18 protein-coding genes are annotated in these 20888 nt (G+C 64.3%); 12 read left to right on the top strand and 6 right to left on the bottom strand.

Going from position 1 to position 20888, the window contains the following annotated elements; all coding sequences use genetic code 11:
* The first annotated feature begins 36 nt into the window (after positions 1 to 36).
* Both ABWP89_RS08395 and ABWP89_RS08390 read left to right on the top strand, forming a co-directional pair.
* Positions 37 to 1683, top strand: coding sequence for an amidohydrolase (locus ABWP89_RS08395; protein WP_353228575.1), 1647 nt, complete (start codon positions 37 to 39; stop codon positions 1681 to 1683).
* Positions 1684 to 1756: 73 nt separating this feature from the next.
* Positions 1757 to 3205 carry an AMP nucleosidase gene (locus tag ABWP89_RS08390; RefSeq protein WP_353228574.1) on the top strand — a complete coding sequence of 483 codons (1449 nt, stop codon included), beginning with the start codon at positions 1757 to 1759 and terminating at the stop codon, positions 3203 to 3205.
* A gap of 161 nt (positions 3206 to 3366) precedes the next feature.
* Here ABWP89_RS08390 and ABWP89_RS08385 read toward each other — a convergent pair whose 3' ends face one another.
* The 3 genes from ABWP89_RS08385 to ABWP89_RS08375 all read right to left on the bottom strand — a co-directional run bounded on the left by ABWP89_RS08385 (position 3367) and on the right by ABWP89_RS08375 (position 5578).
* Entirely contained in the window at positions 3367 to 3918 is a 552-nt protein-coding gene (locus ABWP89_RS08385; protein ID WP_353228573.1) for a YbjN domain-containing protein, read from the bottom strand.
* Positions 3919 to 4004: 86 nt separating this feature from the next.
* Complete coding sequence (locus tag ABWP89_RS08380) at positions 4005 to 4796, bottom strand: alpha/beta fold hydrolase (RefSeq protein ID WP_502915265.1); 792 nt, start codon at positions 4794 to 4796, stop codon at positions 4005 to 4007.
* Positions 4797 to 4798: 2 nt separating this feature from the next.
* The gene (locus ABWP89_RS08375; RefSeq protein ID WP_353228571.1) at positions 4799 to 5578 is read right to left on the bottom strand and encodes a sulfite exporter TauE/SafE family protein; all 780 of its coding nucleotides are present in this window, start codon (positions 5576 to 5578) and stop codon (positions 4799 to 4801) included.
* A 450-nt stretch (positions 5579 to 6028) separates the two neighbouring features.
* Here ABWP89_RS08375 and ABWP89_RS08370 point away from each other — a divergent pair, with 450 nt between their 5' ends.
* The 9 genes from ABWP89_RS08370 (at position 6029) to ABWP89_RS08330 (ending at position 15247) form a co-directional block, all read left to right on the top strand.
* Positions 6029 to 6538 (top strand): DUF4402 domain-containing protein, encoded by a 510-nt coding sequence (locus ABWP89_RS08370; protein ID WP_353228570.1) that lies wholly within the window; start codon positions 6029 to 6031, stop codon positions 6536 to 6538.
* Positions 6539 to 6549: 11 nt separating this feature from the next.
* The gene (locus tag ABWP89_RS08365) at positions 6550 to 7113 is read left to right on the top strand and encodes a DUF4402 domain-containing protein (RefSeq protein ID WP_353228569.1); all 564 of its coding nucleotides are present in this window, start codon (positions 6550 to 6552) and stop codon (positions 7111 to 7113) included.
* Between the two features lie 508 nt (positions 7114 to 7621).
* Positions 7622 to 8119, top strand: a complete 498-nt coding sequence (locus ABWP89_RS08360; protein ID WP_353228568.1) for a DUF4402 domain-containing protein — start codon at positions 7622 to 7624, stop codon at positions 8117 to 8119.
* A gap of 134 nt (positions 8120 to 8253) precedes the next feature.
* Positions 8254 to 8769 carry a DUF4402 domain-containing protein gene (locus ABWP89_RS08355; RefSeq protein WP_353228567.1) on the top strand — a complete coding sequence of 172 codons (516 nt, stop codon included), beginning with the start codon at positions 8254 to 8256 and terminating at the stop codon, positions 8767 to 8769.
* A gap of 274 nt (positions 8770 to 9043) precedes the next feature.
* Entirely contained in the window at positions 9044 to 9556 is a 513-nt protein-coding gene (locus ABWP89_RS08350; protein ID WP_353228566.1) for a DUF4402 domain-containing protein, read from the top strand.
* 39 nt (positions 9557 to 9595) lie between these two features.
* Entirely contained in the window at positions 9596 to 10129 is a 534-nt protein-coding gene (locus tag ABWP89_RS08345; protein ID WP_353228564.1) for a DUF4402 domain-containing protein, read from the top strand.
* Between the two features lie 84 nt (positions 10130 to 10213).
* Complete coding sequence (locus tag ABWP89_RS08340) at positions 10214 to 11233, top strand: fimbrial biogenesis chaperone (RefSeq protein WP_353228562.1); 1020 nt, start codon at positions 10214 to 10216, stop codon at positions 11231 to 11233.
* A 44-nt stretch (positions 11234 to 11277) separates the two neighbouring features.
* Positions 11278 to 14115, top strand: coding sequence for a hypothetical protein (locus tag ABWP89_RS08335; RefSeq protein WP_353228561.1), 2838 nt, complete (start codon positions 11278 to 11280; stop codon positions 14113 to 14115).
* Between the two features lie 121 nt (positions 14116 to 14236).
* Positions 14237 to 15247, top strand: a complete 1011-nt coding sequence (locus ABWP89_RS08330; RefSeq protein WP_353228559.1) for a LacI family DNA-binding transcriptional regulator — start codon at positions 14237 to 14239, stop codon at positions 15245 to 15247.
* Positions 15248 to 15294: 47 nt separating this feature from the next.
* Here ABWP89_RS08330 and ABWP89_RS08325 read toward each other — a convergent pair whose 3' ends face one another.
* Positions 15295 to 17667, bottom strand: a complete 2373-nt coding sequence (locus ABWP89_RS08325; protein ID WP_353228557.1) for a TonB-dependent receptor — start codon at positions 17665 to 17667, stop codon at positions 15295 to 15297.
* 259 nt (positions 17668 to 17926) lie between these two features.
* Here ABWP89_RS08325 and ABWP89_RS08320 point away from each other — a divergent pair, with 259 nt between their 5' ends.
* Positions 17927 to 18940: an AraC family transcriptional regulator ligand-binding domain-containing protein gene (locus ABWP89_RS08320; protein ID WP_353228555.1), complete on the top strand. Its 1014-nt coding sequence runs from the start codon at positions 17927 to 17929 to the stop codon at positions 18938 to 18940.
* A gap of 23 nt (positions 18941 to 18963) precedes the next feature.
* Here the strand turns inward: ABWP89_RS08320 and ABWP89_RS08315 are convergent, their stop codons facing one another.
* Both ABWP89_RS08315 and ABWP89_RS08310 read right to left on the bottom strand, forming a co-directional pair.
* Positions 18964 to 19428, bottom strand: a complete 465-nt coding sequence (locus tag ABWP89_RS08315; RefSeq protein ID WP_353228553.1) for a low molecular weight protein-tyrosine-phosphatase — start codon at positions 19426 to 19428, stop codon at positions 18964 to 18966.
* A gap of 296 nt (positions 19429 to 19724) precedes the next feature.
* Positions 19725 to 20849 carry a glycerophosphodiester phosphodiesterase family protein gene (locus tag ABWP89_RS08310; RefSeq protein WP_353228586.1) on the bottom strand — a complete coding sequence of 375 codons (1125 nt, stop codon included), beginning with the start codon at positions 20847 to 20849 and terminating at the stop codon, positions 19725 to 19727.
* Positions 20850 to 20888 lie beyond the last annotated feature (39 nt).

Raw genomic sequence — 20888 nt, 5'->3', positions numbered from 1 at the left:
CCGTCATCAAAGTCACTATATGCGGGGGATGACATCATGCGGTTTGCGGCAGGACTTTTCACGGCGGGCCTTTTGCTTGGCAGCGTGCTGGCATCGAGCGGGGCGCAGGCCAGTGACCTGATCCTGATCAACGGCAGGATCTACACCGCTGCGGCACCCCAGTGGGCAGAGGCGATTGCCGTGACCGGCAACACGATTGAGGCGGTGGGATCGAACGCGCAAGTTCTGAAAACCCGCAACGCCACCACCCGGGTGGTCGATCTGAAAGGGCAGATGGTGATTCCGGGGGTGACCGACAATCACACGCATCCGTGGTTCGGTTCGCTGGCGCTTACCCACCTCAATCTGTCGACCGAGTGGGCCAATATCCGGCCCGATGCCAACCGCGCCGACTATATCGCGCGGATCAGGGAATATGCCGCCGCGCATCCGGTGGAGCCGATCGTGTTTGTGCGCAGCGAATTTGACCGGCATCCGGGGCCGGCAATGGCGATCCTGGATGAGGCGGTGCCCGACCGGCCGGTCGTCGTGCATCATGTCGATGAACATTGGCTGTGGGTCAATTCCAGGGCGCTGGCGCTGGCCGGGATCACCGACGCGCCGTTGCCCGATCCGCTGGAGGAAAGCTATATCGAGCGTGATGCCCAGGGCCATCCCACCGGCGTGCTCGACGAAGCGGCGATGGAGGTGATGGAGCGCGCACTGCCGCCAATGCCGATGGATGAACAGGTGCGTATCCTGGAGGCGGGCGAGCACTATCTCAACAGTCTGGGCGTGACCAGCGTAGCGGCGATGACCGGCGGGCTGAATGAATTGCGCGCCTGGGATGCGATCCGCAAACGCGGCGAACTGACGCTGCGCGTGCGCCAGTCGTTTGGCGCAGTGGCCGTCAACCACCACATGACCGACGCATTTTTCGCCGATCTGGAAACCGCGCGCACCACCTGGCACAATGACTGGCTGTCGGCCAATATCGTCAAATTCTTTATGGACGGCGATCCGACCCCACCGCTGTACAAAGCGGCCGATTACAACGCGCTGATCAAGGAACTGGATAAACGCGGATATTACATCGTGTCGCACGCGCTGACCGCCGAAGGTGTGAAGATGGCGCTTGACGGGTATCAGATCGCGCAAGCGGCCAATGGCCAGCACGACGCGCGCTTTCGCATCACCCATGGCGAGCGCATCAATGCGGAAGATCTGCCGCGCCTGGCCCAATTGCATGTCGTGCTCAGCACGCAACCGGCGTTCTGCTGCGAATACGGCGGGAAGCCAAGCCAGATGGACAACCCATGGCGCACCGTGCTGAACAGCGGCGCGGCGATCGTGTTTGACAGCGACTGGCCCTGTTCATGGCCGGCAGACCCGGTTGCCGGGATCGAACAGGCGGCCAACCGCTGGATCTATCGCCAATATGACGCGCATGGCCCGGTCGGCAGCCTGAAACACGATCATCAACCCGAAGAAGCTGTCAGCCCGGAAGCGGCGCTGATCGCCTATACCCGCACCGCGGCCTATGCGAACCATACCGAGGCAAAGCTTGGCACGCTGGAGGCGGGCAAGCTGGCCGATATCGTGGTGCTGACGAAAAACATCCTGGAACTGCCAAAGGAGCAAATTTCCAGCGCGCGGGTAGCGGCGACGATCGTCGATGGAAAGCTGGTCTACGGCACGCTGTGACGGACATGATTGCGCGAACGGACAGCGCGACCCCTGCCTTTGCAACGTCACCAAACCGCGATAGGTCAGGGTGATGACCGATCATGAAGCCACGATTGCCGCCACGCTGGCCGAACTGAACCGGCTGTATGACAGCGCGGTTGCCACTCTGCGCGCCGACATTGCCGCGTTTGCCGCCGATGGCACGGTGCCACCGCCGTCACGGCGCGATGACGGGGCCTATGCCTATCCCGAATTGCGGATCGATCTGGCCGCCGATCCGGACAATCTGTCCACCGGCCGCGCGTTTGGGCGGCTGACGCAGCGCGGGACCTATACCACCACCGTGACGCGGCCGGTGCTGTTTGGCGATTATCTGGGCGAACAGTTGCGGTTGATCCTGGAGGATTATGACGTCGCGCTGACGGTGCGCGCGTCGGCCCAGGAAATCCCGTTTCCCTATGTGCTGGATGGTGCTTTCGGGGCGGAGATCGGTGTGGTGCGGCCGCAGGATCTGGCGCGGCATTTTCCCACCACCGAACTGGCGGCGATCGGGGATGAAATTGCCGATGCCGAATATGTGATTGGCGACGGGCCGATGCCGCTGTCGCTGTTTGACGGGTTGCGCACCGATTTCAGCCTGGCGCGGCTGGCGCATTACACCGGCACGCGCGCTGAGGATTTTCAACGGTTCATCCTGTTCACCAATTACCACCGCTATGTCGATGAATTTGTTGATTGGGCCGGGCGGCAGCTGGATGGCACGCGCTATGTCGCGCTGACCGGCGCGGGCGGGCTGTCGATCGATGCCGCGACCGACGATGCGCGCGCGCGGCTGTCGGACACCGCCTGGCGCCGGCACCAGATGCCCGCCTATCACCTGGTTGCACCCGACAGGTCGGGGATCACGCTGGTAAATATCGGGGTCGGGCCATCGAATGCCAAGACGATCTGCGACCACCTGGCGGTGCTGCGGCCAGAGGCGTGGCTGATGATCGGGCATTGCGGCGGACTGCGCCCCACCCAGCAGATCGGCGATTATGTGCTGGCGCATGCCTATCTGCGCGATGACCATGTGCTGGACCCGGTGCTGCCGCCCGAAATCCCGATCCCGGCGATTGCCGAGGTGCAGGTCGCGCTGCAGACCGCGGCCGAACAGGTCAGTGGCATCGGCGGTACCGACCTGAAACGGCGGATGCGCACCGGCACCGTGGTCACCACCGATGACCGCAACTGGGAACTGCGCTTTTCGCATTCGGCGCGTCGGCTCAGCCTGTCGCGTGCGGTCGGGATCGATATGGAATCGGCGACGATCGCCGCGCAGGGTTACCGCTTTCGCGTGCCCTATGGCACGCTGCTGTGCGTGTCGGACAAACCACTGCACGGCGAAATCAAGCTGCCGGGCCAGGCCAACCGTTTTTACGAAGAGGCGATTGCCGCGCATCTGGCGATTGGCACCACCGCGTGTGAACTGCTGCGCCAACAGGGCGCGAAACTGCATTCACGCAAATTGCGCGCGTTTAACGAGCCGCCGTTCCGGTGATTGTGTTCATGATGCGTTTTTTCGAATGGACGTGAGCCCCTCCCCTCAGGGGAGGGGTTGGGGAGGGGTGTCCGACGCTTGAATTGTCGCGCGCCGTCGCGGCGTCGGACACCCCCACCCAACCCTCCCCCTGAGGGGGAGGGCTTTGAAGTCGGCGGTGCTTATCGCGCTGCGCTGGCCAGATGGGGCCGGTTGGCGGGGCTGAACACTTCGTTGCCGATGGTGTCGAGCGCCAGGCGATAGCTTTTCACCACCAGCGCAAACACCGATGGATCGATGCCGCGGCCGGTGATCACATCCCAGGTGACGTTGATCGACTTGTCGGGCGCGACGGTGACCGCGCCAAACCGGTTGTCGCGCACAAACGCGGCGGCGGCAGCGGCGTCGAACGGTTTTTCAGGCATGAAGCTGGCGTTGAATTGCAGCGACTGACAGCCGGCGTGGCTGATCTCGTTGCAGTCATAGAACACCACTTGCGTGGTCCAGCCGCCGATGCTGGCGCGGATCAGCGGATCGCCGCTGTCATCATGCGTCAGTACGGCGCGATGGCCGGCCGCCTGCAACGCGGCCAGCACGCCAGCGGGTTCGGCCGCTGCAACCGCATCCGGCACAGCAGCGATGGCAGGCGCGGCGGCAAAAGCGGGGGCAGACACCGCCACGGCCAGCGCGGCAAACAGCAGGGGACGGATAATCGGGGCACACACCGATTTCATGGGCAGACATCCTCAGGATATGTTTTTTGTTATGTCCCGAACGTCTCATAAACCCATGCTGGCGGCAAGCGCCGTTTTTGGGGCCGTTAGCCCCCGCCACCAACCGCGTCGTGCGCCAGGAACGCCACCAGCGCCGCACCCAGATCGGGCAGTGTCACGCTGCTCATATGCGTGCCGCGAATGGTGGCGCGTTGTGCATGGGGCAAGGCCTGTGCCAGCCGGTCGGCCGATCCGTTGTCGTTGTCCTTATCGCCGCACACCACCAGCGTTGGCATGGTGATCGCCGCCAGCGCAGCCGGCGCGGTGTCATCCATGGTATCCAGCAGCAGGCGCAAGGCGACCCGGTCGGCGCCAGTGCTTTTCAGGAACTGCTGCGCGGTATAGGCCGGATCGCCGGGGCGGACGGTGCCGAACCGGTCGATCACGTCGCGAAAAAAGGCGCTGCGGCCGGCCCAGCCGGACAGCCCTTCCAACCCCATACCCGCCAGCACCAGGCGACGCGGGCGCACCCCGCGCAAAACGCTGCGCGCCGCCGTGCGCGCACCCAGCGAAAAGCCAACCAGATCGAAATCTGTCAGCCCCAGATGCGCCACCAGCGCGGCCAGATCGCGCGCGAGCACATCGGGCGGATAGGCGGCCGCGTCGTGCGGTGCCGCGCTGCCGCCATGTGCGCGCAGATCGGGCATCACACAGGCAAAGCCCGCGTCGGCCAGTTGCGCCGCGGTGCCAAACCGCACCCAGTTTATCTGGGCATTGGAAAACAGCCCGTGCAACAGCACCACCGTCCGCGCCGGGGTGCCGGCAGCAGCCGGATCGGGGCCAATCCGGGTGAGCGCCAACGGCAGGCCGTCGAAGCCCGGAAAGGTTTCGGGCATCATCGTCACGCCAGCAGTTTATAACCCGAAAACAGCAGCACCATCGCCAGCACCGGGCGCAGCACCCGGTCGGGCGACCGGCTGGACAGCAGGCTGCCGGCGACGACCCCGGGGATCGAACCAACCAGCAGATTGACCAGCAGCAGCCCGTTGACATCACCGATGAACCAGTGCCCGAACCCGGCCACCATGGTCAGCGGCACGGCATGGGCAATGTCGCTGCCGACAATCCGCGACACCCGCAAGGCCGGGTACAGCATCAGCAGCGCGGTCACCCCCATCGCGCCCGCGCCCACCGACGTCAGCGTGACCGCCGCGCCCAGGCATGCGCCCAGCACGATCGTCGGCCACCGCGACGGGGTGGCTTTGGCGGGGTGGTACCGTTTGGCCAGTTGAGCCAGCTGTTCCTGAAACAGCGTGGTAAGTGCGGTAATGATCAGCATCACACCCAGCACCACCAGCATCGTATGGTTGGCGGCACGCGGCGGATGGCCGATGCCCGATATGATCATCAAGGTGACCACCGCTGCCGGAACGCTGCCGCTGGCCAGCCGGCGCACGATCACCCAGTCGATTGTGGCGCGCCAGCCGTGGACCAGCGATCCGGCAATTTTGGTGGTGGAGGCAAACAGCAGATCGGTGCCCACCGCGGTGGCGGGGCTGACGCCGAACATCAGCACCAGCAGCGGGGTCATCAGCGAACCGCCGCCGACCCCGGTCAATCCGACCAGAAACCCGACCAGGAGCCCCGCAATGGCGTGAAGAACATCGAAGTGCGCCAGCATTACGGATCCCGGACCTAGAGCATTTTCAAGGCAGGTGACATCACCTGCCGATTTGGAAAATGCGACAAACCAATAATCCCGGAGCGCGCGATCCGATGGAATCGGATCGAAAAGCACCCCAGCAACACCGATCATCACCATCGGAAACCACCTATACCGGCGAAACCAAAGTCTGTGCAATGGCGAAACGCACAATCTCTAGTTCCATGCTAGACAAATTTGCTTTCCCCCGGCGCGCCTGTCCCACATTCCTACACAGGCCTGGCGGTTGATCGCTTGCACAGCGGGCAACGCGGGGTGTAAAACGCCTTGGTGAAACCCGCTGATCACGCCACCACTGGGATTGGAGACCGGTTCAGGGCCGGTGGCGATCAGCGCGTTTATTCCGCGCGATTTCATGATTTTGCCGATCCCGGCCGGCGGCAGTGGCTGGCCATCATGGGCGCTGCGATGGCCATCGCAGGCTCCGCCAATCCTGCGCACGCCGCAACCGCCGCAACATTTACCGCCACCGCCGATCAGCCGTTGCGATTTGGGACAATGGTGACGGTCGGCAGTGGTTCACGCACCGTCGGCGCCGATGGTTCAACCAGCAACAACAGCGTGTTTCCACTGGGCGACCGCAGCAGCGGCCCGGCGCAGTTCACGATGACCTATGCCCGCGCCAGCAATGATCGCAGCACCTATCAGCTGATCTTTCAGTTCAGCCTGCCCGCGGCGCCCAATGTCAGTGCGTCCGGGGTCCAGGGCAGCCTGACCAACTTTACCACCGATCTGCCCGGCGCAGCGACACTCCAACCCGGCGCCACCGCGGTCTATACCTTGCCCAATTGCGTCGCGGCGACCTGTTCGGTCACATTTCATGTTGGCGGCACGCTGAATGTCACCCGTGCCAGCGGTGGCGCGACGCTGAGTTTTCCATTGCTGCTGCTGACCACGGTCACCACGGTTTTCGGATGACGGGTGTTCGGATGATACCGCGCGTGCAGTGGCACCGGATTGCGACATTGATCGCTACTGCGCTGTGGCTCGCCACCGCAGGGGCGGCCCCGGCCCTGGCATCCGGCACGCAATCGGGCGCGAACGGGGTGGCCAGCGCGACAGTGATCCGGCCGCTGGGGGTGATCGCGCTGACCGACATGGATTTCGGCACGATCACCCATGCCCCCGGCGCTGGTGGCACGGTCACGGTCAGTCCCGGGGTCGCCGGCGCCACATTCGGTGGCAATGCCGGCGCGGTATGTGCCGGAGCGGATTGCGCATTGCCCCATGCCGCAGGGTTTGCCGTCAGCGGCGAACCGCTGCGCAATTACAGCGTGCAATTGCCCGCCACCATCACTGCCCATGCCGCCGGCGGCGCGCCGGCGCTGAACGTGGGGACGCTGACCATGCGCTTTGTCAGCGGCGGCACGGGCCCCCGGCTGGACCAGACCGGCACCGACCATTTCGACGTCGGCGGCACGATCACCCTGCCCGCCGATCTGCCCGCCGCGCGGTACCGCGCCAGCTTTGTCGTGGTCGTCAGCTACATCTGATCCCGCGCTGTACTGGCGTGCAGTCATCCCTCCTGTTGGCTGACCGGTGGTCGCGCGCACCGCCGTGGCGCGCCAGCCATTGCGGCATGGAAACAGCGCCCATGCATATCGGCACAGCCGATCGCCCGCGCGGGTTTACCCATTGGCCGTGGTGCACACCCGGATTTATCGGCCGGATTCAAGACCAAACCGCGTCGATGCAGCAGCGCGCACAACTATGGATAGTTAAGGATTAACGTTAAGTTGCATTAAGTTTTTTTGATATTAACCAATAAATCGGCGTAAATTTACCGATTTTTATGCTTGGTTATCAATTTTTTGGAATTTCTTAAATAAAATCTACAGCGCGGTAAGTATACTACCTAAGCAATCTTTCAAGTCGAACACGTATTACCACCTAATCGCAGGGTGAGTGGCGCAGACCGCGGCCGACCATCCGGTGATCATTGGGGAACATCCGTGCCGGGCAGACGGGACTGTCCGCACCTTCGATCTGGGGATTTGGCTTATGAAGAAGATTCTGTTTTCGGCGCTCGTCGCGCTGACCGTGACCGCTCCGGCCTATGCCGCCACTGGCAACACCTCGACCGCCGCGGGCGCCGCAGCCGCCAACGTGATCACGCCGATCGTGCTGACCCACGTTTCTGGCGCAACGCTGAATTTCGGCAGCTTCACCACCGGCACCGGTGGTTCGGTTTCGGTTGACGCATCCGGCGCCGGCGTGACCGGCGGCGATGTCAGCTTTGTGCCCGGCACGTCCGAAGCCGCTGACCAGTTCACCGTTCTGGGCGACAAATCGCGCAGCTTTTCGATCAGCACCACCGGCGGCACGGTTGCCAACGGCGCCACCACGATCGCGTTCAGCACTGTGCCTTCGGCCGCAGCAGGCACGACCAGCGCGACCGGCACTGCCGGTTTCTCGGTCGGCGGCACGCTGACAGTGATCGGCACCGAAGCAGCGGGCGCCTATACCGGCACCTACAACGCCACGGTCACCTACAACTGATCGATCGCGCACAACCCGGGTGATCCTGCTGTGGATCACCGTGGCCAGACCGACCAGGGCATGCAGGCAAATGGGGGGAAACATCCCGTTTGCCTGCCTTCCCCGGCCCGGTGCGCCAGGATGAGGTCTTATTTATGAAACATCGCATTCTTTCCGCCGTCGCGATCGGCCTGGCGCTTGGGGCCATTCCGGCCGGCAACGCGTTTGCCGCATCGGGCAACACGTCGACCGCTGCTGGCACGGTTACGGCCGCGGTTGTCGCACCGATCGTGCTGACCCACGTCACGGGCGCCGCGCTCAGCTTTGGCAAATTCACGGTCAGCACCGGCGGCACCGTGGTGGTTACCGCCGCCAGCGCCGGATCGACCACGGGCAGCGTCAACTTTGTGCCCGGTGGCACGGTGGTGACCGCTGACCGGTTTACGGTGGCCGGTGACAATTCCCGCAGCTTTTCAATCACCACCACCAACAGCACGATCAGCAATGGTGCGCGCACCATGGCATTTACGACCACCCCGTCGGCCGCCACGCTCACGACCAGCGCAACCGGCACGGCGGCATTTACCGTCGGCGGCACGCTGACCGCGGTCGGCACCGAAACCCCGGGCAACTACACCGGCACGTATAACGCGACGGTCACCTACAACTGACCCAAGCGGCGCAATCGCGCCTGGAACACTGGAAAAACGGCACAGGGCCGATGCGGGGGATCACACCCCCTGCATCGGCCCTGATTGCGTTTTTCACGTATTTTTACTTAAGCAAACGTGCCTAACCGGTTGTTAACCATATTCGCTTACTTCCCGTTTTGCAGGCAGCGGGCGGGCAGCGATCATCGTCGATGATACCGACCAGCCCCGCATGACTGCACGGGAAACAGCGATATGGCGCCTGGCGCCATCGCAACATGGACGGGGCCTTTCGATGATCATGAACACGCGCATTTTTGGGGTTGCAGCAACGATCGCCATGCTTGGCACCGTTTCGGCTGCGCATGCCGCCACCGGCAACACGTCGACCGCAGCTGGTACCGCGTCGGCCACTATCGTCGCGCCGATCGTGCTGACGCACACCGCTGGCGCATCGCTCAATTTTGGCAAGTTCACCACCGGCACTGGCGGCACCGTGGTGGTCGCGTCCAGCGGCACCGGTTCGGTGACCAGCGATGTCGGCTTTGTGCCCGGTTCGGCCACCACGGCTGACCAGTTTTCGCTGACCGGCGACACCAGCCGCGCGTTCGGCATCACCACCACCAACGGGACCATCAGCAATGGTTCGAAAACGATGAGCTTTACCACCGCGCCGTCGTCGGCCAGCGGCACGACCACGACGTCGGGCACTTACAGCTTTTCGGTTGGCGGCACGCTGACCGTGGTCGGCACCGAAACCGCCGGCAGCTATACCGGCACCTACAACGCGACCGTAGTTTACCAGTAAACAGCGCGCGGCTTGGCTGATCCAAGAAGGAACCGGATCATGCACAAGATCATTCGCACCATCGCGGTCATGGCGGCCTGTGTCGGCGCGCTGGCCGGGCATGCCGCGATGGCCGCTTCCGGCAACACCAAAACTGTTGCCGGAACCGCCAGCGCGCAGGTAACCGCGCCAATGCAACTGGTGGCGACGGGCGCGATGCAGTTCGGCAAGATTGCCCAGCCCGTCACCGGTGGCACGCTGACCATGTCGCCCCAGGGCACATTGACCAGCACCGGTGACATGGGCACATCCAGCGCGATCGCTCAAACCGGGACACGCAGCGCGGCCAGCTTTACACTGACCGGCGCACCATCCGCGCTCTATGCCATCTATGGCGTCAGCCAGGTGACGATCAGCAACGGCGCGGCGAAAATGACGCTGGGCCAGTTCACCACCAACGTGACCTTTGCGATTGGCCAGATCGCCACCAACGGCACCGCCGCGTTCTCCATTGGCGGCACACTGACCGCAACGGCCGGTCAGGCAGTGGGCACTTATACGGGGACATTTCCGATTACGGTGGCCTATTACTGACCTGCCCACTTGATCATACCGTAAATCTACTTATCGCTCGCGGAGAGGGTTAACCCGCGTCACGTCCACAGGAGTGAAACAGCGATGATCGTGCAACCGGCCAGCCGGTTTTGCCTGTCCGGCGCAGTGCATCGGCACATCAGGCGGGGGATGTTGCTGTGCGCAGGCGCGCCGGCCATCGCGCTGGGCCAGGTTTCCAGCGTGCCAGCGGTTGATGACCCGGGCAATACCAAGGCGGCACCGGCGACCAGCAGCGCGAACGCCGCGCAGGGTACCGCCCCCGCAGCCATTCCGACCGGATCGGTCGGCGGGATGGGCGACATCAATCTCTATCCCAAACGCGTGGTCATCGATGACCGCAACCGCGTCGCCAGCGTCGGCGTGTACAACAAGACCGGCAACACCGGCGATTATGACATCGCAATTGCCGACATGATGATGACCCGCGAAGGCCGGCTGGTGGAACCGGCCTCGGTCCCGGCGGATGACGCCACCCGCGCCCGGCTGAAAGGCGCGGGCGAAATGGTGCGCTGGTCGCCACACCGCTTTACCCTGCCCGGCAATGAATCGCAGATGGTGCGGATCATGGCGCGCGTGTCGCCCGATCTGCCGGCCGGCGAATACCGCACGCACTTTTCGGCGATCGCGGTGCCACCGGGCGACGAAGGCCTGACCATTGACGAAGCCACCAACGGCCGCGCATCCAGCAGCGGCATCGGGGTGAAGATCACGCCGCGGTTCGGCATTTCGATCCCGGTGATCATCCGCGTCGGCGATACCACGCTGACCGCCGGGCTGACCGACCTGGCGGTGCTGACCAGCGCCGACGGGCAACGGCAGATCCGGTTGACAATCACCCGCAGCGGGACGCGATCGGCGTTTGGCGATATCACCGTGACCGCGCCCGGCGCGCCAAAACCGGTGGCGGTGGTCAAGGGCGTCGGCGTCTATACCGAAGTCGATCAGCGCACCGTGACCGTGCCGGTCGATCCCGCGCTGGATGCGCGCTTTGTCGCGCACGGGGCAAAGCTGACGGCAGCGTATGTCGATGACGACTTTGCCCCCGGCAAGACGATCGCGCGGCAGGACTTCACCGTTCCGTGATCCGGATGGGGGCACCCCCATTGATCCCTGACGCGACATCCGGCGTGACCCCTGCCCTGCGCAAACACGTGATCAGCATCATGCCCGGGCGCCCGTCCGGCGCGGTACGCTGGGTGGCCGGGATGGTGCCGGCGGGTGCGCTGTTTGCATTGCCGGTTGCGGCAGTCGCGGCGCCATCCCCTGCGCCATCCCCCGCGCCAGCACCATCACCCGGCCTGCCGCAGACCGTTTCATCGGCGGCACCGCCGCCAGCGGCCACCGCGGGCCGTGCCGCCAGCCCCGGCCAGGCGGTGGCCAATGCCTATCCGGTGCTGACCGAAAACGACGAACTGATCCTGGAAATCCGCACCCAGCATCGCGAAATGACCGATACCATCACCGCGCATGGCACGCGCGGCGCGGTCTATCTGCCGCTGGGCGATCTGGCCCGGTTTCTGGATCTGCAGATCACCATCAGCGATGATGGCAATTACGCCAGCGGCTGGTACCTGTCCCCATCGCGCACGATATCGATCAACCTGCGCGCCGGCACGATCACCCAGGGTGGCAAGGAAGCGCCGCTGCCGAAACGCGATTTTGCCGCGCACGACGGTGAAATGTGGATCCGCGCAGACCGGCTGGCCGACATTCTGCCGATCGCGGTCCTCACCGATCTGCGCGCACAGACGGTGGTGATCAAGACGCTGGAACGGTTTCCGTTCGAACAGCGGCTGGACCGTGAAAACGCGCGCGAACGGCTGGCCAATGCCGGCGGCCACGCCCCGCCGCCGACGTATCCGCGCCAGCAGACGCCCTATCACCTGTTCGACGCGCCGATTGGCGAGGTGGAGCTGCGCGCGGCAGGCAGCGACGGAATCAGAACGCATGTGGAAAGCGATCTGCGCGCGTCGGGCGATCTGCTGTTCATGACCGCGCGTGCCTATGCCAGCCTGTCATCGGCCGACGGGCTGGTGGCCGCGCGGCTGCAACTGGGCCGGCGCGATCCCGACGCGCGGCTGCTGGGGCCGTTGCACGCCACCGAATTTGCCCTGGGCGATGTCGCCAGCGCATCGCTGCCGCTGGGTCTGCGCGGGGTGGCGGGCCGCGGTTTTGCGCTGACCAACGAACCGCTGGAACGCGCATCGGTGTTTGAAAAGATGGATTTCCGCGGCGAACTGCCATCGGGATTCGAAGTCGAGCTGTATCGCAACGACACGCTGGTCGGATCAACCCGTGATGCCGTGGCCGGGCAGTACGAATTCCTGCATGTGCCGGTCGATTTCGGGCTGAATGTGTTCCGCCTGGTGTTTTACGGCCCGCAGGGCCAGCGGCGTGAAGAAGTGCGGCGGATCAGCGTCGGCGACGGGCGACTGGCCAAGGGCGCGTTCACCTACAACGTGTTTGCAGTGCAACGCGACAAGACGCTGATCAACGTCAGCCCGCCGGGGTTTCAGCCATCGCAGGGCTATGGCACCTGGCGCGGCGGGGTGGCGATGCAATATGGCCTGACCAGTGCGCTGACCGTGGTGGGCAGCGGCGCGCTGTACCAATGGGGCGGACGGTCGCAATGGCTGGCATCGGCGGGGCTGCGTTCCGGGCTGGGCGGATTTGCCGCCAAGCTGGATGCCGCGATCGGCAGCGGTGGCGGCACCGCGGTCGAATTGGGCGTGGCGGGCCGCCTGCTGGGCGCCAGCGTGGTCGCCACCCACGCCGAATATGGCCACGGCTTTATCGACGAGGTGCGATCGCCCGGCAATCTGCCGCTGAAATCGATGAGCCAGTTCGATCTGGCCAAGACGCTGCACGTGGGCAACCGCACGTTTCCGCTGGCGTTCAGCTGGCAACGGCTGGCCTATGCCAATGGCCAGGTCAGCAACATTGCCGCGTTTCACCAGACGATGACCGTGGGCCGGGTGATGGCCACCAATGTCATCAACTATACCGACACCGCCAGCCCGGGCACCGCCACCACCCACACCACCACCGGCACGTTCGATCTGGCAACCTTTGCCGGCAGCCACACGCAGTTTCGCGGCCAGGTCGGGTACAGCCTGGGGCCAAGGCCCGGGCTGACCTCGCTCGGCGGGGAACTCGCGCGCGATATCGGCCACGACACCACGGTGCGCGCCGGCATCAACCGGACCTTTGACAACCACCAGACCACGCTGGGCCTGTCGGCCACGCGCAAGTTCGGGCCGGTCGCGCTGGCATTTGATTCGACGTATGTCATGCCGATCAAAAGCTTTGCCTTTACGCTGCGGCTGGGGGTCAGTTTCGGGCGCAATCCATTGAGCGGGCGGATGTTCGTGGCCCGGCCGGGATTGTCGAGCAGCGGCGCGGTGGCGGTGCGGGCATTTACCGACAGCAATGGCAACGGGGTGTTTGATCCGGGTGAGGAAACCATTGCCAACGCGGCTTTTTTCACCGCATCGCAGCACGTGACGGCAGGCCGCGACGGGACCGCGATGCTGACCGGGATCGGCGATGGCAACCGCACCGCGGTGCGCATCGACAGCGCCAGCCTGCCCGATATCGCGATGGCGCCGGCGCGCCCGGGGGTGGAAATCGTCGCCCGCCCCGGCCGCATCCCGGTGGTCGATTTCGCGATCGAACGGCTGAGCGATATAGAGGCCACCGCGGTCTATGCCGATGGCAGCCACAAACGCGGGGTGGCCGGGCTGGTGCTGCAACTGGTCGATCGCAATGGCCGCCTGATGGCGCACGCGCGCAGCGAAAATGACGGTTTCACGCTGATGGAACAGATCCGCCCAGGCGATTACACGCTGCAAATTGCCCCCGACCAGGCGCGCAATCTGAAAATCCGGCTGGTCAGCGACGGTCATGTCCATGTCGGCATCGATGGCAAGCCGGTGCGCATGAAAATCGTCGTTGCACCGCAATAGGCATGCTGCGGGGGCGAACGATTGCGCTTTTCATCGGCGATTTCATTGTTACTATAGTTAGTACGCGCCGGGGCGCGGTTGCAAGTTCTCGCCATCATCCCCGGGAGAGGAACAGACCAGCATGGGCTCTGCCATACCATCGGTTCGCAGCATTTCCGATCTGGCGCGGATTGCCGGTGTTTCGGTATCGACGGTGTCGCGTGCACTGACCGGCAAAGGCACGCTGAACCAGTCTACCCGCGACCGCATCCGCGTGATCGCCGCCGAGCACGGATTTCAGCTGAATGTCGCGGCGCAAAACCTTCGGCTGGGCCGGACCGGCGCGATCGGCATCCTGCTGCCACTGGGCCACGAACGCAAGCAGGCGTTGTCGGACCCGTTTTTTTCGGCGCTGTTCGGCCATATTGCCGAGGCTTTGGCCGGGCACGGTTATGATCTGCTGCTATCGCGCGTGGTGCCGCAGGGCGATGACTGGCTGGGTGAATTTGTGCGTTCGGGGCGCACCGACGGGATCATCATGATCGGCCAGTCGGACCAGAATGCGGCCATCAACCGGGTCGCTGCACACTATCGTCCGTTGGTGGTGTGGGGTGCCTATTCACCTGAGAACGCCTATACCTCGGTCGGGTCGGACAACCATGCCGGGGGCGCGATGGTCGCACGCCACCTGGTGCAGCGCGGCTGCCGGCGGCTGGCGTGGTTCGGCCATGCCGATGCGCCCGAATTCGCCGCGCGTCAGGCCGGTTTTCTGTCAGCGCTGCCCGCTGACATCCGCGCCGATACCGCGATCGTGCCGATGCCGATCACGCCAGAGGGTAGCCTGGCCGCAGCGCGCGCGTGGTTTGCCGCGGGCAACCGCGCCGATGGCGTGTTTGCCGCGAGTGATATTGGCGCGATCAGCGTGATCGCCGCCGCGCGCGAAATTGGCCTGTCCGTGCCCGACGACATCGCAGTCGCCGGGTTTGACGACATTACGCTGGCCCAGCTGACCAGCCCGCCGCTGACCACCGTGCGCCAGGATATCGAAGGTGGGGCACGCATGCTGGTGGACCTGCTGATCCGGCGCATGGTCGGCGCGCAGACCCAATCGGTGCAGTTCCTGCCCCAGTTGGTCGTGCGCCAAAGCGCCTGACCCGCAAATGGGTGCCGGGCGAGTCCTGAGACCCGCCCGGCAGCGGATCAGAACGATCCGTGCAGACGTACCCCGAACGTGCGCGGTGGCGCCATATAGGCGTTCTGCGTGCCCGTTTGCAGCGGGGTTTCAAACACCTGCGTGGCATAAGTCTTGTTGGTCAGGTTCTGCACCCAGCCTTCGACCGTAAAGCGATGGGCGAACTTCACGCCCAGATTGGCGTTGAGCAGCCCCACCGGCCCCTGCACGTTCATCCCGGCGACATTGTCGAGCTGGCTGCTGGCGTACTGGTACTGCACCCGGCCCAGCAGATCGACGCTGTCGTTCAGCGGCGTGTTCAGCGTCAGCCCGGCATTGGCGGTAAGGCGCGGGGCAAACCGGAACCGCGATCCCGACAGCACCGGATCGATATTGGCATCGACGCCGTACTGTGCATGCGGCAGCCAGGTGGCATCGGCGTTCAGCGTCAGCGCCTTGCTCAGCTGGAACGTGTTTTCGATCTCCGCACCATAATCAACCGCCGATCGCGCGTTGAGCACGGTAAAGCGCAGACCCACGAACTGCGCGATCTGCAGGTTTTTCAGATCATAGTAGAACAGCGACACGTTGGTCCGCCCGCGATGACCCAGGTACTGGACCTTGGCACCCAGTTCGAACGCGTTGATCGTTTCCGGCTTGTAGGTTGGCACTAGCGGCGCGGCTGTGCCGGTCGCGCCGGCAATCGCGGCGATCAGGTGCTGATAGGGTACCGGCAGCGTGGCGAAATAGGCCGCGTTGTTGAGCACGCCACCGGCGCCGTTTTCATCCATGTTGACCCCGCCCGCCTTAAAGCCGCGGTTGTAGGTGGCATAGACCATGGCATCGGGGGACAGTTTGTACTGCAGCCCGAATGTGCCCGAAAACGCCTTGTCGGTGTGGCCGACGTCATAGGCCGGCGCCGGCTCCAGGTTAAGCAGCGTGGCCCATTCGTTGGGAATGCCGTTGGTGTAGGTATAGTTGAACGCGCCGCGCTTGTGTTCGATCGAATAGCGCAGGCCCGCAATCACGCTGAACTGATCAGTGACCTTGAAATCGCCATGCGCAAAGGCGGCATAGGAATCGGTCGATCCGCGCATCGCTTCGGATTCGATGCGGCCGGGGGTGGCATCGGCGGTGCCCGGCGGCAGACCTTTTGAGCCCAGCACGGCGTTCCAATAGGCCTGCGCCTGAACCCCGTTGTACAGCGAGCGACCCGATGTCAGACGTTCACTTGACGCAAACGCGCCAATCAGAACGTCTGCGTTCAGCGACGGGATGCGCGTGTTGTAAGTCAGTTCCTGCGACAGGAACCGGCTGTGGAAATCCTCATCATAGGGCAGCACGTCGGCGCCCGAAAAATCCGCATCCTCACCCAGTTGCGCCACGTCGAAATGGCGGTAGGCGGTTACCGATTTCAGCGTGCCTGCGCCCACCGCCGCGTCGATCAGCAGCGTCGTGCCGTAATCCTTGGTCGACTGATAGCCCAGGCGGTTGAGCGAAACCTGAAACTTGGATGCATCGGTCGATGGCAGTTTCAGTCCCAGCGCGCGGGTCAGCCCGTCGATCAGCGGCGCGGTCGGCCCGGCCACCACGCGCGCAGTGGCGTAACAGCAATCGCCGTGGCTGCGCGAATAATCGCCGATCAGGCGGACGGTGACGGCCGATGACGGCTGCCACAGCAATTGCGCCTTGACCGCGTTGGTGGCGTTGCTGTTGACCGAATGGCCGGTGTTCACATCGGTGAAATAGCCATCGGTGCTCGACGTCAGGCCGGATACCCGCAGCGCCAGGTTGCTGGCCAACGGCACGTTGATCGACCCGCGCAGCGCATAGGCGTTGTAATTGCCATAAGTCGCGTCAAACGAACCGCCGATCGCGGTGGTTGATGGCTTCGTCGATGCCAGCAGCAGCGCGCCGGCGGTGGTGTTCTTGCCAAACAGCGTCCCTTGCGCGCCGCGCAGGATCTGCAGATTGTCGATATCCAGGAAATCCTGCAACGCCGCGCCCGCACGGGTGCGATAGACGCCGTCGATGAACACGCCGACCGAACCTTCGAACGAGCGACTGATACCGGCGGTGCCCAGACCGCGGATCACCACGTTGGCGCTGGATGAGGCGATGTTGGTGACGCGAAAGGTCACGCTGGGGGTGATCGCACCGATGTTGGACACGTTTTCAACGCGCGCGAGCGCCAGCGCCTCTGCATTGGCGGCGGTGATCGAAATCGGCACGTTCTGCAGCTTTTCCGACCGGCGCTGCGCGGTGACGACGATTTCCTGCAATCCACCCTGCGGCGCGGCCGCGGCGGCCTGACCGGGCGCAGCGTCAGCGGCAAACGCCGGGGTGGCGATAACACATGCAAAAAGAGCGGTGGCCGTACCGGCCCGCCAAATGCCCTGCATAAATAGTCCTCTTCCAAATGGTCACGTTGTTTCGCACGCGTGATCGCGTGGAGCCCGGGCCTGGCCATGGGGGTGGCCGCGGGGGGATGTTGGCCCGGACGTTGCGTCCCTTTGCGACCGCGCCGGCGTTAAAACTTGACATATCGCGACAGCAACATGACAGATCGCGCCCCGCCCCAAAGTGTTGCCATTGGCACACACATCCCCAGTGGCTTGATTCAAAAAATCCTTTCTGCTTAAGGGCAAACGCGAAACGCCGATGCTCAATACCGCCCTTGCCCATACCGCCGCGCTGCAACAGTTCGCACGCTATGCCCACAGTTCCGGGATCGACCTCGATGCGATTCTGGGCGATGCGCACCGGGCCGTGCTGCATGCTGCGCGCACCAGCGAATTGGTCCCGGCGCAAGCGCTGGTCGACATTTTCCAGATCGTGGCGATCGCGGCGCGGCGCGATGATCTGGGCGTCGGCTTTGCCATGTGGTGCAATCTGCATGGCTATGGCCCGCTCAGCCTGTTGTGGGACCATTGCACCAGCGTCGATCAGCTGTTGCGGCTGAGCGGGCGCTATCTGCATCTGGAAACCGAGGCGATCGGGTCAACTGCCCTGGCCGAAGGCGATGAAGTGGCGGTGGTGCAGTTTCTGACCGTGCCGACCCTGCTGGGTGGCAGCCACTATCTGGATGCGACGATCACGCTGCAATTGCGCACCATCCGGCTGATCCTGGGTCAACAATGGCACCCGCTGCGGATGGAATTTGCGCATCCCGCGCCCGACCAGCTGGGGTTTCACCGCAGCGTGTTCCGCTGCCCGCTGGTGTTCGGTGCCGAACGCTGTGCGCTGGTGCTGCACCGCGATGATCTGGCGCGCACCAGCCCGCACGGCAACGCGCACCTGACCGCCTATCTGGAACGCCAGCTGGAAACAGCGCACAGCCTGCGCCGCGACGATGTGTTGCGCCCGCTGGAACGGCTGGTGACCGCCAACCTGGCGGGCGGCGGCCTGACGCTGGATCGTGCGGCGTCCACGCTGGGGTTGGGCGCCCGCACGCTGCAACGCGCGCTGGCGGCACGCGGCATGACCTTTTCCGACGTGCTGACCACCGTGCGGCGGCGCGTGGCGGACGATTATTTCACCAACCAGCGCAAACCCAACCTGACCGACCTGGCCCACCGCCTGGGCTATGCCGAAGCCAGCGCGGCCAGCCGTTTCCTGCGCGAACGGCTGTCAACCGGCGCGCGCGGGCTGCGGCGGCGCGCGCGCACGGCCTGATTCACGCGGCGAACCGTGCCGGATTAGCGCGCCAGTTGCGCCACGATGTACCGTGCGGCTTCGGCCACATCGTTCCAGGCCGTGGCGAAATCATCGGCATCGCCATACCACGGGTCGACCACCGCGGTGCCGTGGCGGCCCGGTACATGATCGAGCAGCAGGCTGATCCGCGCCAGCGGGCGGCGCGGTGCCATTTCGTGCAGATCGCGCAAGTTCTGCTGATCCATCGCAAAGATGTTGCCGAACCGCGTAAAATCAGCCTCGGTCACCTGGCGCGCGCGGTGATAGGACAGATCGATGCCATGGTTGCGCGCCTCTGCCAGCGCACGCGGATCGGCGGGTTCGCCGGCGTGCAACGCGCTGGTGCCGGCGGACGCGATGGTCAGCGCCAGGCCCTGCGCCACGGCCTCTGCCCGCAGCGCAGCCTCTGCCAGCGGAGAGCGGCAGATGTTTCCCAGACACACGAACAGAACCGATTTCTGAATCATTGCGCGATGCAAATCCCTTGGCTGCAGGAACAATCAACCCTTCGGGTCCGCATCCCATCCCAAATCGCAGTGAAACCGTTACGCCACGAAAAGTCCAGTCCCTTGGCACGTGTGCCATGGATTGGTCAGAGTCTCATACCAGGTTGCGATGATGGCGGGCTTTTCCCCCCTCCCCTTCAGGGGAGGGGCCGGGGGTGGGGCCTCTCCACATGGATCGGCCTTTGGGGATGGGCCCCACCCCAACCCCTCCCCTGAAGGGGAGGGGCTTGATAGGTTTGTCTCACCGCACGTTGGTATTACGCGCCATCAACCGCGCGGCGACCCAGCGCGGGGTCATCGGTGAAGAATCCGTCCAGCCCTTCGGCCAGATAGCGGCGGATTTCCGCCACGCTGCCTTCGGGATTGCGCGCATTCACACCCGCCTCGTTACGCCAATCAGCGGCCAGATACTGATTTTCGGGACGGAACGTGTAACACCCGACCAGCAATCCGCAGCGGTGCGCATCGGCGATCACCGCCTTGGGCTCGCCCAGTTTGCCATCGTCGCCCAGCGGGATCAGCTGGCGCGTCCACGGCGCCACCCAATCGGCATAGGTCGCGATCGCTGCCAGCCCGTCGGGCGTCATCATTTCGGCATAAGTCAGTGTGCCGCCAGCCTTGAGCACATCGGCCGGGTGCAGGCCATCGTCATCGATCAATTGCATGAATTGCACATTGGGGCGATCGCCCAGCTGCCCGCGCAAAGCCTTCAGATTGGCGATTTCGAACGATTGCACGATGATCGGCGCATTCATCAGGTATTTGCTGGCCGCCAGTTCGCTGGCGAACCGGTCCTCCATCGGCAGGCCGGCGGCGGCAAAATAGGTGGAATGCTTGATTTCCGGGATCAAACCCACGATGCGCCCGCGCGCAGCGGATTCAGCGGCCACAAAATCACCGATTTCGGCCAGCGTCAGAATGCGGAACATCCCGTCATAGGAATGGCTTTCGGTGCGCAACCCCTCACCCACCATGCGTTCGCGCGCGCGCAGGGCGCGCAGTTCATCCAGGGTGAAGTCTTCGGTAAACCAGCCGGTCTGCGATATGCCGTCGACCATTTTGGTGGTTTTGCGCGCAGCAAATTCGGGATGATCGGCAATGTCGGTGGTTTCGGCAATGTTGTTTTCGTGCCGCGCGACCAGCACGCCGTCTTTGGTCACGACCAGATCGGGTTCGATGAAATCGGCGCCATCGGCAATCGCCTTGGCATAGGAGCCGAGCGTGTGTTCGGGGCGCAGCGCGCTGCAGCCGCGATGGCCCAGCACCACCGGTTTGACCGGCCGCACCGCGCCCGTTGCGCGCGCGCTGGTGCCGATCCCGGCCAGCAGCGCGGCCGCAATCGCACCGCCGCCCGCCAGAATATTGCGCCGTGCCATCTGCATCACCGACCACTCCCAACCCGATCATCGCACCAGCGACAA

Source organism: Novosphingobium sp., assembly GCF_040398825.1.
In the GTDB taxonomy this organism is placed as follows: Bacteria; Pseudomonadota; Alphaproteobacteria; order Sphingomonadales; family Sphingomonadaceae; genus Novosphingobium.
The sequence above is the reverse complement of the archived record's forward strand: the minus strand, read 5'-3'. Positions and strand labels throughout refer to the sequence as shown.